A 16,235-nucleotide genomic window follows, 5' to 3' on the forward strand; every position below is an offset into this window, starting at 1 on the left:
CGGCGCAGCCTTTTCGATTGGAGAAGTCCTCATGAGGCGTACCCTCACCCCGGCCCTCTCCCAGGGGAGAGGGGTATTCGGGCGCCCAGGCTAGAACAGTCGCAACGGCGCCTCGTCCAGGGCGGCGCGCTGTTCGCGCAGGGTCAGGATCTGATCGCCCCAGTAGCGTTCGCTGCCGAACCAGGGAAAGCTCTTGGGAAAGGCTGGATCGTCCCAGCGACGCGCCAGCCAGGCGCTGTAGTGCATCAGGCGCAGGGTCCGCAGCCCCTCGATCAGGGCCAGCTCGCGCGGCTGGAAATCGTGGAATTCCTCGTAGCCGTCCATCAGCTCGGACAGCTGCGTCAGCCGCTCCTGGCGATCACCGGCCAGCAGCATCCAGAGATCCTGCATGGCCGGACCGTGGCGGCAGTCGTCGAGGTCGACGATGTGGTAGGCATCGTCGCGGCAGAGCAGGTTGCCCGGGTGGCAGTCACCGTGCAGGCGGATGACGTCGTAGCTGACGCTCTCGAAGAGTTCGTCGAGGCGCAAGAGCAGGTCGCGCGCCACGGATTCATAGGCGGGCAGCAGGCTCTTGGGAATGAAGTTGCCGGTGAGCAGAGTGTCCAGCGAGGCATGACCGTAGCCCTGGACGTCCAGCGACTCACGGTGCTGGAAGGGCCGGCTGGCACCCACCGCATGCAGCCGACCGAGCAACTGGCCGAGGCGATGCAACTGATTGAGATCGCCTGGCTCCGGCGCGCGACCGCCACGGCGGGGAAAGAGTGCGAAGCGAAAGCCGGCATGGGTGAACAGCGTCTGGCCGTCGCGCTGCAAGGGCGCGACCACGGGCACCTCGCGCTCCTCCAGTTCGGCGGAAAAGGCGTGTTCTTCCAGAATGGCCGCGTCGGTCCAGCGATCCGGGCGATAGAACTTGGCGATCAGCGGGGTCTCGGCTTCGATGCCGATCTGATAGACGCGATTCTCGTAGCTGTTGAGCGCCAGCACCCGGGCATCGCTGAGATAGCCCAGGCTTTCGATGGCGTCGATGACGAGGTCGGGACTCAGATTTTCGAACGGATGAGACATGGCGCGCTCCTCGGTCACGGGGGACGATGGCGATTGCCACCCTGCATCCGGGAGATGCTAGCGCATGCCCGAGCCCCATGGCGAAGGCTCGAGCGCTATCCGCTCGCCGGTCAGGCGCCGATCACGCCGCCGTCTTCCCGAGTGATGACCATCACCGAAGAGCGGGGCTGACCATCCGGTCGTTGCTCTGGGAACTGGGAACCGCCTTCCTCGCCAGGGTGCTGGATGCCGACGAACATCGTCCGGTAGTCCGGCGAGAAGGCCAGGCCGGTGACCTCGCAGCCGACCGGGCCGACCAGGAAACGGCGCATCTCGCCGCTGCGCGGATCGGCGCAGAGCATCTGGTTGTTGCCCATGCCCTCGTAGTCACCCTTGTTGCTGTACTTGCCGTCGGTGAGTACCCACAGCCGGCCGGCAGCGTCGAAGCCCAGGCCATCGGGGCTGTTGAACATGTTCTCGGCATTGATCTGCTGGGAGCCGGCTTCCGGCGTGCCCGGGTGCACCTTGGGATTGCCGGCGATGACGAAGAGGTCCCAGTCGAAACTCAAGGCCGCGGCATCGTCACCGCTCTCGCGCCAGCGCACGATCTGGCCGTAGAGGTTGTTGGCGCGGGGATTGGGGCCACCCACCGGCATGCCGTCTTCACCGCGCTTGGTGTTGTTGGTTAGGGTGCAGTAGACCTGGCCGTCCTTGGGGCTGACGGCGATCCACTCGGGTCGGTCCATGCGCGTGGCGCCGACCTGGCTACCGGCCTGGCGGGCGTGGATGAGCACCTCGGCCTGGCTGGCGAAGCCGTTGGCGGCGGTGAGGCCGTTCTCGCCATGCACCAGCGGCAGCCACTGGCCGCGGCCCTTGGGACGGTTCGGGTCGCGGTCGCCCTCGTCGAAGCGGGCGACATAGAGGGTGCCGTGGTCGAGCAGGTCGCGATTGGCCTTGGGGTCGTCCTGCAGGCGGTCGCGGCTGACGAACTTGTAGATGAATTCGCCACGTTCGTCGTCGCCCATGTAGACCACCACGCGGCCATCACGGGTGCGGGCGAGGGCGGCGTTCTCGTGCTTGAAGCGACCCAGGGCGGTGCGCTTGACCGGCTTGGCCTGGGGATCGAAGGGATCGATCTCGGTGATCCAGCCGTGGCGGTTGAGTTCGTTGGGATTCTGCGCCAAGTCGAAACGATCGTCGTGCAGGTGCCAGTCGTTCTCCACGCTGGCGTGCTTGACGCTGTAGCGCTTCTGGGCCGCATCGAATTTCAGGTTGGCGTCGCGGCTGCCAAAGACATCGGTGAAGTTCTCTTCGCAGGTTAGATAGGTGTGCCAGGGGGTGGCGCCGCTGGAGCAGTTCTGGAAGGTACCCAATACTTCGCGTCCGGCCGAGTCGGCGGCGGTCTTGAGCAGGTCGTGGCCAGCAGCCGGACCGCTGACGGCGATGGGCGTATTGCCATGCACCCGGCGGTTGTAAGGCGAGCCCTGGACGAAGTGCCATTGGCCGTCCACGCGCTTCACCTCGATCACCGAGACGCCCTCGGCGGCCTGGGCCTTGCGGGTGTCTTCCAGGGACTTTGGCGGGGTGCCGTGGCTGAGCAGATAGCGGTAGTTGGTGTATTCGTTGTTGATCGCCATCAGCGCCCGGTCCGGATCGTCCGGGAAGGGATAGAAGGCCATGCCATCGTTGTTGTCACCGAACTGCACGGCTTGGTCGGCGGCGCTGGGGCTGCCATCGGGGCGGAAGGCCGGGCCATCGGTGTGCAGTGGCTGGCCCCAACTGATGAGCACGCTGGCGCGATAGCCGGGCGGCACCACCAGGGTGTCGGCGGTAGAAGCCGGGATGTTGGCGAAGCCAATCAGGGGACTGCCCGAGGCCTCGCTGACGGCGTCGGCCAGAGCACTGCGACCGAGCAGGCCACCGCCAAGGAACAGGGCAGCACCGGCGAGGGCACCCGCGCCGATGAAGCGTCGGCGGCTGAGGTGGACGAGGCGTTCGAGATCGGTCTGGTCGTTGTGCATGCGGATGGCTCCCTCACGGTGTGCAGGCGAGGCTAGTCAGACTAAATGACGTTTTGGTGACAGCGGCTAGTCGCCGGGTGGTGGTGTCCGCGCCAGGCAATAGACGTCTACCCGCCTGGCGCCAGCGCGCTTGAGCAGGCGTGCCAGGCTGTCGGCGGTGGCGCCGGTAGTGAGGACGTCATCCACCAGGGCCAGATGGCGACCCTCCAGCTGGGCGTCCTGCACCAGGGCGAAGGCCTGTTTGAGATTGCGCCGCCGCTCGCTGGCGCTCAGGCCTTGCTGGCTGTGCTGTTCCTGCACCCGCTGCAACAATCCGCCATCCACCGGCAGTTGCAGGGCCTGGCCGAGCCAGTTGGCCAGCAGGGCGGCCTGGTTGAAGCCGCGCTGGTGCAGGCGCAAGGGTGAGAGCGGGACCGGCAGCAACAATTCCGGGCGTGGCTGGCCTTCGTCGAACAGGTGCTGCAGATGCCGCGCCAGCAGCGTCCCGGCCACGCGACCGAGACTGCCCTGGTCGCGATGCTTGAATCTGTTGATCAGGGTGTCGACTGGAAAGGCATAGCGCCAGGGCGCCAGTACCTGGTCGAAGGCCGGCGGCCCGGCTAGGCAGTTGCCGCAGAGCAGGCCGTCCACCGGCAGGGGCAGGGCGCAGCATTGGCAATGGGGCCCAAGCCAGGGCAATTCGCTGTCGCAGCCTTCGCACAGTGGCAGTCCGGCCGGAAGCCAGGCGGCGCAGAGGGCGCAACTGGTCCCGGGCCGCAGGCGTTGCCAGTGGCGCTTCATTACCTGGGAGAGCGGTGGGGGCATGACGGCATCCGTGCCGAGCGAGAGCTCTACTGTGCCAGGCGGCGCGCCTGGCGACCAGTCAGCCGCGGATCAGCCAGCTCATCACCATGAGGCCGAGAATCAGCCAGATGACGCCACCCACCACCGAGCGCGCCATGAAGGCCCGTACCGCGGCGTAGAGCAGCAACAGGCCGATGGCCAGGACCACGAAGCTGATATAGGAGTCGTCCATGCCGATGGAGCGGGCCATGCCATGGAGAAAGTCGTGCACGGCATCGGCGAGGCCGCCGAGGACCGAACCGAACAGATCGATGATGAAACGGATGACCTGGCCGAGCGCGGCGCCGAGCCAGTCGAAGAAGCCTTCAGTACGCATGGATGTTCCCGGATCCTTGGCAATGTCCCTTGGAACCCGCGAAGCCCGCCGGGTTCGCTGGTGATCCGCGCTACACTGCGCGTTTTCCGCAGTGTCTCTCAAGTTCCTAGTGATGACAGCTACCGACGCGCTACCCCTGATCCTGCTTCCCGGCCTGCTCTGTGACCAGCGTCTCTGGGCCATACAGGCCGCCGACCTGGCCGATACCTGCCCGGTGCTTATCCCCGATCTCACCCGCGATCTGGGTATCGTCGCCCTGGCGCGCCGGGTGCTGGCCGAGGCGCCGCCGCGCTTCGCCCTGGGCGCCCTGTCCATGGGCGGCTATGTGGCCTTCGAGATTCTGCGCCAGGCGCCGGAGCGGGTGGTGCGGCTGGCGCTGTTCGACACCATGGCCAGCCCGGATGCCCCCGAGCGCGCCGCCCAGCGCCGCGCCATGCTCGACCTGGCCGAGCGCGGGCGCTTTCTCGGCATCAGTCCGCAACTGCTGCCGCGCCTGATCCACGCCTCGCGCCTGGGCACGCCGGTCGCTGACACCGTGCTGGCCATGGGCAAGGCGGTGGGCAAGGAAGCCTTTCTGCGTCAGCAGCAGTCCATCATCGACCGCCCCGACTCGCGGCCCACCTTGGCGCAGATCCGCATACCGACCCTGATCGTGGTCGGCGCCCAAGACCAGCTCACCCCGCCGGCCGAAGCCGAGCTGATGCACGCCGGTATCCAGGACTCGCGGCTGGTGGTACTGGACAACTGCGGCCACCTGCCGCCGCTGGAACTGCCGGAGCGGACCACGGCGCTGCTGCGGGAATGGCTGGCCTGACCCCTTGTCGCGGGCGCTGAACCCGGGCGGCAGGCGGGCCTCCATTGGCAAAGCCTTGAGGGAGTTCCGTATGTCGCGTCGTCCACCGCTGTCCGTCCTTTCCCTGGTGCTGGGCCTCGCCCCCACTGCCGTGGCCCTGGCCGCGCCGGTGGGGACCGGTCAGCCCGAGCACCTGTACTTCGCCGATGACGGCGTCATCCCCAACAGCCGCCTGCCCGTGCTCCTCTATCGCCAGATTCCTTTGGAAGGAACCAACCGCGCGGCGGCGCTGGAGCGACTGTTCGCCGACAACGCCTGGCCGCCGCAGTGGCGCTATGGCGTCTACGACTACCATCACTATCACCCCAATGCCCATGAGGCCCTGGGTGTGGCGCGCGGCCAGGCGCGGCTGCGTCTTGGCGGCGAGCAGGGGCAGGACGTGGCGGTGACCGCGGGTGATGTGGTGGTACTGCCGGCGGGTACCGGGCACCGCAATCTGGAGTCCAGTGCGGACTTCCTGGTGGTGGGCGCCTATCCGCCCGATCAACAGGACTTCATCACCCAACGCGCCGATCCGGCCGCCCATGGGCGTTCGGTCGAACTGATCGCCCAGGTGCCCTTGCCTACGAGCGACCCGGTGAGCGGGCGCGAGGGCGCGCTGCCCACGCTGTGGCGCTAACAGAGTCGCGTCAGGGTGGCTTCGTCTGGCTGACCGGCGAAAAAGGTCTTCAGCGCCTGGCGAAAGGGCTCGGGGTCTTCAGCCACGGCGGCGAAGAGGGTCAGGCAGGAGTGAAACTTGAGATCGTCCGGCTGCCCGAACAGCGCCGTGGCGGACAGCTCAGGATGTTCCAGTGCCGCCGCGGTGATCTCCCGCAGACGCGGCCCCAGCAGTGGATGCGCCAGATAGGCACTGGCCTCGTCGCGGGAAGCGATGGCGTAGTGCTGGGCGGTCTCGCTACGCCCCAGCCCCTGGATCTGCGGAAAGATGAACCACATCCAGTGACTGCGCTTGCGCCCGGCGCGGATCTCCGCCAGGGCGGTGGCATAGGTGTCGGCCTGGGCGTCGAGGAAGCGTTGCAGATCGTGAGCGGCGGGCATGGCAAAACTCCGGGCCTTTTGCCTATCGGCAGGTCAGCCCGGAGGAAGTGCCGGCCAAGGGACGAGCGGTCTAGCTGCGGATCGTCTGGTAGCGAGCCTCAGCGCCGTCGCCGGCCTCGTCCAGATCGATGCGCGAGGTCTCGGGCAGACTCAGGCCGCCGATCAGGCCGAGCAGGGCGATCAGGATCAGGTAGAGCGCCGGCGAGAGATTGCTGCCGGTGGCGCCGATCAGCCAGGTCGCCATCAGTGGCGCGGTGCCGCCGAAGATGGTGTAGGCCAGGTTGTAGGTGATGGCGCCCGCGGTGTAGCGGGTGCGGGTCGGAAAGACCTCGCTGAGCAGCGGCGCGGTCACTACGTTGCACAGCACCGCCCCGGCGCCCAGCAGTAGCGAGCCCAGCAGGGCACTGCCGAACTGGCCGCTGCTGGCCAGCAGCAGCGCCGGATAGACGCCTACCGCCAGCACCAGGCTGGCCAGCACCGTGGTCATGCGCCGCCCGATGCGATCGGTGACGCGCCCCAGCACCGGACAGGCGGCCGCGGCGGCGAACAGGGTGATCAGGCTGATGGCCAGGGCTGCGGCCCGGTCGAAGCCGCCTGCCAGTTGCAGGTAGGTGGAGAAGTAGGTGGTGAACATATAGAAGGACAGCGCCGTCAGCGAGATGAAGGCACCGAGGCGCAGGATCGAGCAACCCTGCAGCCTGAGCGTCTCGCCCAGCGGCGAATGGCTGACCTCATGGTCGGCTTCCAGCGCCTGGAAGGCCGGCGTCTCGTCCAGCTTCAGGCGCAGGTAGAGACCGATCAGACCCAGCGGCGCGGCGGCCAGGAAAGGGATGCGCCAGCCCCAGTCGGCCATGACCGCAGCGCCCAGCAGCCGCTCCAGGCCCCAGGCGGTCAGGGCGGCGCTGGCGAAGGCGAGAAAGGTCGAGACCGGCACGAAGCTGCCATAGCGTCCGCGACGATCGCGCGGCGAATGCTCCATCACGTAGGCGCAGGCGCCGGCGTATTCGCCCCCGGCGGAAAAGCCCTGGGCGCAACGGATCAGCGTCAGCAGGATCGGTGCCCAGATGCCGATGGTGGCGTAGCTGGGCAGGATGCCGATCAGGGCGGTGGCGCCGGCCATGATCAGGATGGTCAGCGCCAGGGTACGCTTGCGGCCGATGCGGTCGCCCAGCAGGCCGAAGACGATGCCGCCCAATGGGCGAAAGGCGAAGGCCACGGCAAAGACGGCAAAGGTCTTGAGCAGGCCGGCAGTGGCATCCCCACTGGGAAAGAAGTGCGCCGCGAGCAGAGTGGCGAGAAAGCCGTAGAGGGCGAAATCGAACCATTCGACGAAGTTGCCGATGGACGCGGCGGAGATGACCTTGCGCAGGGTGGCGGGTGAAACGGGGGTCGCTGTCTGGCTCATGGCGGGCCTCAGGAAAGGGAGGAGACGGAGGCAGAAATGAAGCGCCTGGTTTTATTGTCATGAAGTCGGGGCGTACCGCAGGATCGACCCTAGTCCTTTTCCCGTGATCGAGCAGTCCCGCCAGCGACTTGTCCACCGTTGGAACCGACTTCAGGAGCCCAGCCATGCCCATGACCACCACCTATGCGGAGCGGGAACCCGCCCGCGCCGACGTCGATGCCCTGCCCGGGGTGACCCTGCTGGAATTCGGCGTACCCTGGTGCGGCCACTGTCGCGCCGCCCAGCCGCTGCTTGCCACGGCCCTGGCAGAGCATCCCACCGTGCGCCATCTCAAGATCGAGGATGGCTCCGGGCGCCGTCTGGGGCGCTCTTTCCGCGTCAAGCTCTGGCCGACCTTGATCGTCTTCAAGGAAGGCCAGGAGCTGGCGCGGCTGGTACGCCCGAACGGGGCGGCAGAACTGCGCGAAGCCCTGGCCCTGGCGGACTGACCGGTCGTTCCGCTCGTCCTCGCCGCGCTTGACAAGGCCGGGGCTGGAACATTAGTTTCAAACGACTGTTTAAACGCCCTGGCGGCGGGTCCGCAGCGACACTGCCGCCACCCTCGACAACAAGCATTCGCAAAGAGGTAACAGTCATGCCCGATTACAAAGCCCCCCTGCGGGACATCCGCTTCGTTCGCGACGAACTCCTGGGCTATGACGCGCACTACCAGAGCCTGCCAGGTTGCGGCGATGCCACCCCCGACATGGTTTCCGCCATCCTCGAAGAGGGCGCCAAGTTCTGCGAACAGGTCCTGGCGCCGCTCAATCGCATCGGCGACCAGCAGGGCTGCACCTGGAGCGAAGAGGGCGTGAAGACCCCCGATGGCTTCAAGGAAGCCTATGCCCAGTTCGTCGAGGGCGGCTGGCCGAGCCTGGCGCACAACCCGGCCCACGGTGGCCAGGGCCTGCCCGAGTCCCTCGGCATCTCCCTGTCGGAAATGGTCGGCCAGGCCAACTGGTCCTGGGGCATGTACCCCGGCCTGTCCCACGGCGCCATGAACACCCTGGAGCAGCACGGCACCGACGAGCAGAAGCACACCTACCTGGAAAAGCTGGTGACCGGCGAATGGACCGGCACCATGTGCCTGACCGAACCCCACTGCGGTTCCGACCTGGGCATGCTGCGCACCAAGGCCGAGCCGCGCGCGGACGGCAGCTACGCCATCACCGGCACCAAGATCTTCATCTCCGCCGGTGAACACGACATGGCCGAGAACATCGTCCACATCGTGCTGGCCCGCCTGCCCGACGCCCCCGCCGGCACCAAGGGCATCTCGCTGTTCATCGTGCCCAAGCGCCTGCCCGACGCCAGCGGCGCGGCCGGCGAGCGCAATGCCGTGCACTGCGGTTCCCTCGAACACAAGATGGGCATCCACGGCAACGCCACCTGCGTGATGAACTTCGACGGCGCCACCGGTTTCCTGATCGGCCCGCCGAACCGTGGCCTGAACTGCATGTTCACCTTCATGAACTTCGCTCGCGTTGGTACCGCTCTGCAGGGTCTGGCCCATGCCGAGGTAGCCTTCCAGGGTGGTCTGAAGTACGCCCGCGAGCGTCTGCAGATGAGATCCCTGACCGGTCCCAAGGCGCCCGAGAAGCCCGCCGATCCGATCATCGTGCACCCCGACGTGCGCCGCATGCTGCTGACCATCAAGGCCTTCGCCGAAGGCAGCCGGGCGATGATCTACTACACCGCCAAGCTGGTGGACATCCTCAAGTACAGCCAGGACGAAGAGCAGAAGCAGCAGGCCGAGACCCAGATGGCCTTCCTCACCCCCATCGCCAAGGCCTTCATGACCGAGGTCGGCTTCGAGGCGGCGAGCCATGGCGTGCAGATCTATGGCGGCCACGGCTATATCGCCGAGTGGGGCATGGAGCAGAACCTGCGCGATGCGCGCATCGCCATGCTCTACGAGGGCACCACCGGCATCCAAGCCATCGACCTGCTGGGTCGCAAGGTGCTGATGACCCAGGGTGAGTCGCTCAAGGCCTTCACCAAGGTGGTGCACAAGTTCTGCCAGGCTCAGGCCGAGAATGCCGACCTCAAGGCCTTCGTCGAGCCGCTGGCCAAGCTGAACAAGGAGTGGGGCGAGATCACCCTCAAGGTCGGCATGGCCGCCATGAAGGATCGCGAGGAGGTGGGTGCCGCCGCCGTCGACTACCTGATGTACTCCGGCTATGTCTGCCTGGCCTACTTCTGGGCCGACATGGCCCGGGTCGCCGCCGAGAAGCTGGCCGCCGGTACCGACGAGGCCGCCTTCTACCAGGCCAAGCTGGCCACCGCGCGCTTCTACTACGAGCGCCTGCTGCCCCGTACCCGGGCCCATGCCGAGGCGCTGCTGGCCGGTGCCGGCAGCCTGATGGCCCTGGCCGAGGAAGACTTCGCGCTCGGTTACTAAGAGCACGAAGCTCCTCTGAAAACCCCGCTCCGGCGGGGTTTTCGCTTTTTCACGCATGCGAAAAAAGCCAGCCGGCGCGGACCTCCGATCGGCTGACCGTCAGGTCAGATCATGAACCTATGTCTCCCTTCCGGTTCGGTCTTACACTCGGGTCATACCGACAAGAATACTTTCCGAGGAGACTCGACATGGCCGACTACACCCCGCCGCTTCGCGATATCCGTTTCGTGCTGGATGCCGTCCTCAAGGTCAAGGACCGCTGGAGTCAGTGGCCCGCCCTGGCCGAGGTGGTGGATGGCGAGACCGCCGATGCCATCCTCGAAGAAGCCGGCAAGCTGTGCGCCCAGGAACTGGCGCCGCTCAATCGTAATTCCGATGAAGAAGGCTGCCACTGGAAAGACGGCGAGGTGACCACCCCCCAGGGTTTCCGCCAGGCCTACCAGGCCTTTGCCGAAGGTGGCTGGGTCGGGGTCGGTGGCGATCCCGAATACGGCGGCATGGGCATGCCCAAGGTGCTCACCGCCCAGGTCGAGGAAATGATGCACGCCAGCTGCCTGGCCTTCGGTCTCTATCCGATGCTCAGCGCCGGTGCCTGCCTGGCCCTGCACGCCCATGGCAGCGCAGAACTGAAGCAGGCCTATCTGCCCAACCTCTACAGCGGCCAGTGGGCCGGCTCCATGTGCCTGACCGAGCCCCATGCCGGTACCGACCTGGGTTTGATCCGCACCCGCGCTGAGCCCCAGGCCGACGGCAGTTACCGGGTCACCGGCACCAAGATCTTCATCACCGCCGGCGAGCACGACCTCACCGAGAACATCATCCACCTGGTGCTGGCCAAGCTGCCCGATGCTCCGGCCGGCTCGCGGGGCATCTCGCTGTTCCTGGTGCCCAAGATCCTGGTGGACGAGGCGGGTGCCCTGGGCGCGCGCAACGCCGTGGCCTGTGGCTCCTTGGAACACAAGATGGGCATCAAGGGTGCTGCCACCTGCGTGATGAACTTCGACGGCGCGGTGGGTTATCTGGTGGGCGAGGTCAACAAGGGCCTGGCCGCCATGTTCACCATGATGAACTACGAGCGCCTGGGCGTTGGCATCCAGGGCCTGGGGTCGAGCGAGCGCTCCTACCAGAATGCCCTGGCCTATGCCCGCGAGCGCCTGCAGAGCCGCTCGCCTGCCGGTATCCAGCAGGCCGCCAAGAACGCCGATCCCATCATCGTTCACCCTGACGTGCGCCGCATGCTGCTGACCATGAAGGCCCTGAACGAAGGCGGCCGGCTGTTCTCCAGCTATGTCGCCCTGCAACTCGACACCGCCAAGTACAGCCCCGAGCCCGTCGAGCGCGAACGCGCCGAAGCCCTGGTGGCGCTGTTGACCCCGGTCGCCAAGGGCTTCCTCACCGATCTCGGCCTGGAACTCTGTGTCGCGGGTCAGCAGGTGTTCGGCGGCCATGGCTACATCCGTGAATGGGGCCAGGAGCAACTGGTGCGTGACGTGCGCATCACCCAGATCTACGAAGGCACCAATGGCATCCAGGCCCTCGACCTGGTCGGCCGCAAGCTGGCCGGCAGTCGTGGCGCCCTCTACCGGCCCTTCAGCGAAGAGGTCCACGGCTATCTCGCCAGCCTGCCGGCGGACAACGAATTCGCCGCGCCCCTGCGCCAGGCCCTGGATCAACTGGATGGCGCGACCGAGTGGCTGCTGCAGGCGGGTACCACCGACCCTCATGAGCTCGGCGCCGCCTCGGTGGATTACCTGCATCTGTTCGGCTATGTCGCCTATGCCTATCTCTGGGCACGGGCGGCGGCGGCTGCTGCGGATCAGGAAGCCAGCTTCGCCGAAGCCAAGCTGGCCACTGCACGCTTCTATTTCGCCCGCCTGCTGCCGCGCACCCTGAGCTTGGCCGCCGCCGTGCGCAGTGGCGCCCAGCCGCTCTACGCCCTGGCTGAGGAGGCCTTCTAAGCGATTGACCGGCAAGGTGAAAAGCCATGCGGTGTAAGCTTTGGCTTACATGACGTCGCCGCGATAAGCCATCGCCTAGTCCATGGGAGCTGCGTAATCTACACCCATCGGATCGCGGTACAGGATGTACCCAGCGCTCCAGATGATTTCAAGGAAATGTGGCCAGGATGGCCCCCCGGCAAGGATGTCGGGCAGAGACTTACAGGGATAGATGGCCAAGGATTGGCGGCCCGACAAGGATGTCGGGTTAAGTCTGCGAAACCCCGCTTCGGCGGGGTTTTTTATTGCCTGCCGGAACCTGATTCGGGCGTACCAGTCTTAGAGGCATCTTCTTGCCCACCCACTACTGGAGCCTGAAATGGACCTCATCCGCCTTATCTTTGCCATCATCCTCCCTCCCGTGGGCGTCTTCCTGCAGGTTGGCTTCGGCGGTGCCTTCTGGCTGAACATCCTGTTGACGCTGCTGGGTTACATTCCGGGTATCATCCATGCCGTCTGGGTGATTGCCCGTCGCTGACCAGAGGCGCGGACGCGCGTTGCGTGTCTCGATCGATCAGTTGAGCTGCGAGCCCGCTGCAACGGAGGCGACGACGCCAGCGCCGCTGGTGTCCACGTCCGGCCAGCGCGTGTTCTGCAGGCTTTTCGAAAGAACCCTGCCAAGGCGTGGCAGGGTTCCGATCGGTCTTCGGTCGTGTCTCGGCGGATGACGGCAATCCCGCTGACAGAGGCCTAGCCGCCGCCGACCGTTTCGTCCTGTACAAGGCTTTCAGACCCCATGAATCGCGAGTCGCCCCTCGATCAGAAGCACTTCAGCCAGATCCTCAAGCGCAATCTTTCCCTGCCCCTGAGTATCGGTGTCTTCAGCGCGATCTTCTTCATCGCCATCATCTATTACCTACTGAAAGTTACCCAGTGGGTCGAGCACACCGACCGCGTCATCAGCGAGGCCAACGCCAACTTCCGCCTGGTGGTCGATCTGGAAACCGGGATGCGCGGCTATCTGCTGAGCGGCAATACCAGCTTTCTGCAGCCTTATGAGCGCGCCCTGCCCAATGTCGAGCCGCAACTCGATGAGCTGAAGAATCTGGTCAGCGACAGTGCCGTGCAGATTCGCCGACTGGAGCGGATCGAGGCGGTGCACCGCGAGTGGCGCCAATACGCCAGCCAGGTGATCGAGGCGCGCCGCATTGGGGGGGATTTCCAGACACCGCTGAGCGATGGTCAGGGCAAGAATCGCATCGACAGCATCCGGCGCGACTACACCGACTTCATCGCCTACGAAGAGCAGATGCGCGCCGAGCGCACCGAGACGGCCAGCCGCATGACGGTGATCTTCGTCGCCGCCTTCCTCATCGTCAGCCTGCTGTTGTCGGGCATCATGGCCTTCTTTGGTCGCCGGGAACTCATGCGGCTCTCCGCGACCTATACCCGGCTGCTCGATCAGCAGGCCGAGCACACCGACAACCTGGAGCGGCAGAGCTGGTTCCGCTCCGGCCAGAATCAGCTGTCGGAAGCGGTCATCGGCCAGGCGTCGCTGGCGCCGCTGGGCCAGAGCATCCTGCAATTCCTGGCGCGCTATCTGGGCGCCGCGGCCGGCGCGCTCTATGTGCGTCTCGACGATGGCAGCCTGGAGCGCGTCGCCGACTATGCCCTGGACGACGAGGGGCGCCGCCGTCGCCAGCGCCTGGCACCGGGCGAGGGCCTGGCCGGTCAGGCCGTCCTGGACGGTCGCCCCATGGCGCTCGACCAGCTGCCCGTCGACTACCTCAAGGTCAACTCGGCGCTGGGTGAACGACAGGCCAGCGCGGCGCTCATCGTACCCATCGAGAACGATGGCCGGGTGAATGGCGTGGTGGAACTGGGTTTCCTGCGTGCCCTGCGTCCGCAGGACGAAGAACTACTGACCCTGATCGCCGATTCCATCGGCTCCTCGGTGGAAGCCGCGCGCTATCGCCAGCGCCTGCAGCAGGTGCTGGCGGAAACCCAGCAGCTCAACGAAGAACTGCAGGTGCAGCAGGAAGAGCTGCGCACCGCCAACGAAGAGCTGGAAGAGCAGTCCCAGGCACTGAAGGAATCCCAGGTCCATCTGGAACAGCAGCAGGCCGAACTGGAGCAGACCAACGAGCAGCTCTCCGAACAGGCCCAGGAGCTCCTGCAGCAGCGCGACGTGCTGGACGACCGCAACAATCGCCTCAACGAAGCCCAGCAATTGCTGGAAGACCGGGCACGCGAGCTGGAGCGGGCCAGCCAGTACAAGTCCGAATTCCTGGCGAACATGTCCCATGAATTGCGTACGCCGCTGAACAGCTCGCTGATCCTGTCCAAGCTGCTAGCGGACAACCCCGCCGGCAACCTGAGCACCGAGCAGGTGCGCTATGCCGAGTCCATCTATTCGGCAGGCAACGACCTGCTCACCTTGATCAACGACATCCTCGATATCTCCAAGGTCGAGGCCGGCATGCTGGAGATCCGTCCGGAACAGATGTCCGTGCGCCGCCTGGTGGAAGCCCTGAAGACCGCCTTCGAGCCGGTGGCCCAGAACAAGGGCGTCGCCTTCGTGGTGGAGCTGGACGAGCGGATGCCGCCAGCCTTCTTCAGCGATCGCCAGCGGGTCGAGCAGATCCTCAAGAACCTGCTGTCCAACGCCTTCAAGTTCACCGAACACGGCCAGGTCAGCCTGCGCCTGTCCCTGGAGGACGGCCAGCCCAGCTTCGCGGTGAGCGATACCGGCATCGGCATCGCCGTTGAGCAGCAGGAGCTGATCTTCGAGGCCTTCCGCCAGGCGGATGGCGCCATCACCCGTCGCTACGGCGGCACCGGCCTAGGACTGTCGATCTCCCGCGACCTGGCGCTACTGCTGGGAGGCACCCTGAGCGTCACCAGCCAGCCGGGCGAGGGCAGCACCTTCACCCTGCGCCTGCCGCTGGAGTACCAGGAAGCCGCCGCGCCCAGCCTGCCGGTGACACCGATCATGGCTCCAGCCCAAGCCGCCACGCCGGCCGCCACAACGCCCGCGCCGCTGGCGACCCTGGCCGCCACCCCGCGTCCGGCCGCGCCGCCGCCGGTCACCGAGGCCGCGGCACCCGTGGGCGCCGCCTTCGCCGACGACCGCGACAGCTGGCCCTATCCGGATCGCCGAGTGCTGGTGATCGAAGACGAGGTGCCCTTCGCGCAGATCCTCTTCGATCTCGCCCACGAACTGAAGTACAGCTGCCTGGTCGCCCACCGCGCCGAGGAAGGCTTCGCCGCGGCGCTGGAATACCGCCCCGACGCCATCCTGCTCGACATGGGCCTGCCGGATCATTCCGGTCTCACGGTGCTGGAGCGGCTCAAGGAAAATCCGCTGACCCGCCACATCCCGGTGCACGTGGTCTCGGCCTCGGATCGCATCGAGACCGCCATGCACATGGGCGCGGTCGGCTACGCCATCAAGCCCACCACCCGCGACGAATTGCGCGAGGCCTTCACCCGCTTGGAAGCCAAGTTCGCCGCCGGCATCAAGCGGGTGCTGCTGGTGGAGGACGATGCCCTCCAGCGCGACAGCATCGCCAAGCTGATCGGCGACGTGGACGTGGAGATCACCGCGGTGGAGATGGGCAGCCAGGCCCTGGAGCTGCTGCGCGACGAGGTCTACGACTGCATGGTCATCGACCTCAAGCTGCCCGACATGGAGGGCGGCGAATTGCTCGAACGCATGGCCAGCGAAGACATCTGCTCCTTCCCGCCAGTGATCGTTTACACCGGTCGCAGCCTGACCCGCGATGAAGAAGCGGCGCTGCTCAAGTATTCGCGCTCCATCATCATCAAGGGCGCGCGCTCGCCGGAGCGGCTGCTGGACGAGGTGACCCTGTTCCTGCACAAGATCGAGGCCGACATGCCGCTCGATCGCCAGCGCATGCTGGAAAGCGCTCGCAGCCGCGAGAAGGCCTTCGACGGCCGCACCCTGCTGCTGGTGGACGACGACGTGCGCAACATCTTCGCCCTCACCAGCGCCCTGGAGCAGAAGGGCGCCAAGGTGGAGATCGCCCGCAACGGCCTGGAAGCGCTGGAGAAACTCGACAACAGCGACACCATCGACCTGGTGCTGATGGACATCATGATGCCGATGATGGACGGCTACGAAGCCATGCGCGAGATCCGCAAGCGGCCGCACATGAAGAAGCTGCCGATCATCGCCATCACCGCCAAGGCCATGAAGGACGACCAGGAGCGCTGCCTCGCCGCCGGCGCCAGCGACTACCTGGCCAAGCCCATCGACCTGGACCGGCTGTTCTCGCTGATCCGCGTCTGGATGCCGTCGCTGGAGCGCCTGTAGGT

Annotated in this window: 13 protein-coding genes; 7 read left to right on the top strand and 6 right to left on the bottom strand. The window is 66.2% G+C overall.

The window, feature by feature from the left end; translation table 11 throughout:
• Window positions 1-90: 90 nt before the first annotated feature.
• The 4 genes from V6W80_RS01675 to V6W80_RS01690 form a co-directional block, all read right to left on the bottom strand.
• The gene (locus tag V6W80_RS01675) at window positions 91-1,065 is read right to left on the bottom strand and encodes a serine/threonine protein kinase (protein WP_064306828.1); all 975 of its coding nucleotides are present in this window, start codon (window positions 1,063-1,065) and stop codon (window positions 91-93) included.
• 110 nt (window positions 1,066-1,175) lie between these two features.
• Window positions 1,176-3,065, bottom strand: a complete 1,890-nt coding sequence (locus tag V6W80_RS01680; protein WP_338545707.1) for a PhoX family protein — start codon at window positions 3,063-3,065, stop codon at window positions 1,176-1,178.
• Window positions 3,066-3,131: 66 nt separating this feature from the next.
• A complete protein-coding gene (locus V6W80_RS01685; protein WP_064306826.1) occupies window positions 3,132-3,845 on the bottom strand; it encodes a ComF family protein in 714 nt (237 codons plus the stop codon).
• 82 nt (window positions 3,846-3,927) lie between these two features.
• The gene (locus tag V6W80_RS01690; RefSeq protein ID WP_007159771.1) at window positions 3,928-4,224 is read right to left on the bottom strand and encodes a hypothetical protein; all 297 of its coding nucleotides are present in this window, start codon (window positions 4,222-4,224) and stop codon (window positions 3,928-3,930) included.
• A 112-nt stretch (window positions 4,225-4,336) separates the two neighbouring features.
• On the opposite strand from V6W80_RS01690, the gene V6W80_RS01695 reads away from it, so the two are divergent.
• Both V6W80_RS01695 and V6W80_RS01700 read left to right on the top strand, forming a co-directional pair.
• Window positions 4,337-5,038, top strand: coding sequence for an alpha/beta fold hydrolase (locus V6W80_RS01695; protein WP_338545709.1), 702 nt, complete (start codon window positions 4,337-4,339; stop codon window positions 5,036-5,038).
• A 70-nt stretch (window positions 5,039-5,108) separates the two neighbouring features.
• Window positions 5,109-5,696, top strand: coding sequence for a cupin domain-containing protein (locus V6W80_RS01700; protein WP_338545710.1), 588 nt, complete (start codon window positions 5,109-5,111; stop codon window positions 5,694-5,696).
• Here the strand turns inward: V6W80_RS01700 and V6W80_RS01705 are convergent.
• Window positions 5,693-6,115, bottom strand: coding sequence for a DUF1810 domain-containing protein (locus V6W80_RS01705; RefSeq protein WP_338545711.1), 423 nt, complete (start codon window positions 6,113-6,115; stop codon window positions 5,693-5,695). The genes V6W80_RS01700 and V6W80_RS01705 overlap by 4 nt on opposite strands.
• A gap of 70 nt (window positions 6,116-6,185) precedes the next feature.
• The gene (locus tag V6W80_RS01710) at window positions 6,186-7,520 is read right to left on the bottom strand and encodes an MFS transporter (protein ID WP_338545712.1); all 1,335 of its coding nucleotides are present in this window, start codon (window positions 7,518-7,520) and stop codon (window positions 6,186-6,188) included.
• A 164-nt stretch (window positions 7,521-7,684) separates the two neighbouring features.
• Between V6W80_RS01710 and V6W80_RS01715 the strand changes: the two genes are divergently transcribed.
• The 5 genes from V6W80_RS01715 (at window position 7,685) to V6W80_RS01735 (ending at window position 16,233) form a co-directional block, all read left to right on the top strand.
• Entirely contained in the window at window positions 7,685-8,008 is a 324-nt protein-coding gene (locus V6W80_RS01715; protein WP_338545713.1) for a thioredoxin family protein, read from the top strand.
• A gap of 146 nt (window positions 8,009-8,154) precedes the next feature.
• Window positions 8,155-9,960 (top strand): phenylacyl-CoA dehydrogenase, encoded by a 1,806-nt coding sequence (locus V6W80_RS01720; RefSeq protein WP_017639541.1) that lies wholly within the window; start codon window positions 8,155-8,157, stop codon window positions 9,958-9,960.
• A 188-nt stretch (window positions 9,961-10,148) separates the two neighbouring features.
• Window positions 10,149-11,918 (top strand): acyl-CoA dehydrogenase C-terminal domain-containing protein, encoded by a 1,770-nt coding sequence (locus V6W80_RS01725; RefSeq protein WP_017639540.1) that lies wholly within the window; start codon window positions 10,149-10,151, stop codon window positions 11,916-11,918.
• A gap of 358 nt (window positions 11,919-12,276) precedes the next feature.
• Window positions 12,277-12,435 (top strand): YqaE/Pmp3 family membrane protein, encoded by a 159-nt coding sequence (locus tag V6W80_RS01730; RefSeq protein ID WP_007159763.1) that lies wholly within the window; start codon window positions 12,277-12,279, stop codon window positions 12,433-12,435.
• Between the two features lie 258 nt (window positions 12,436-12,693).
• Complete coding sequence (locus V6W80_RS01735; RefSeq protein WP_338545714.1) at window positions 12,694-16,233, top strand: response regulator; 3,540 nt, start codon at window positions 12,694-12,696, stop codon at window positions 16,231-16,233.
• The last annotated feature ends 2 nt before the right edge of the window (window positions 16,234-16,235 follow it).

The organism is Pseudomonas benzopyrenica, from assembly GCF_036884265.1.
Taxonomy (GTDB): Bacteria; Pseudomonadota; Gammaproteobacteria; order Pseudomonadales; family Pseudomonadaceae; genus Chryseomonas; species Chryseomonas benzopyrenica.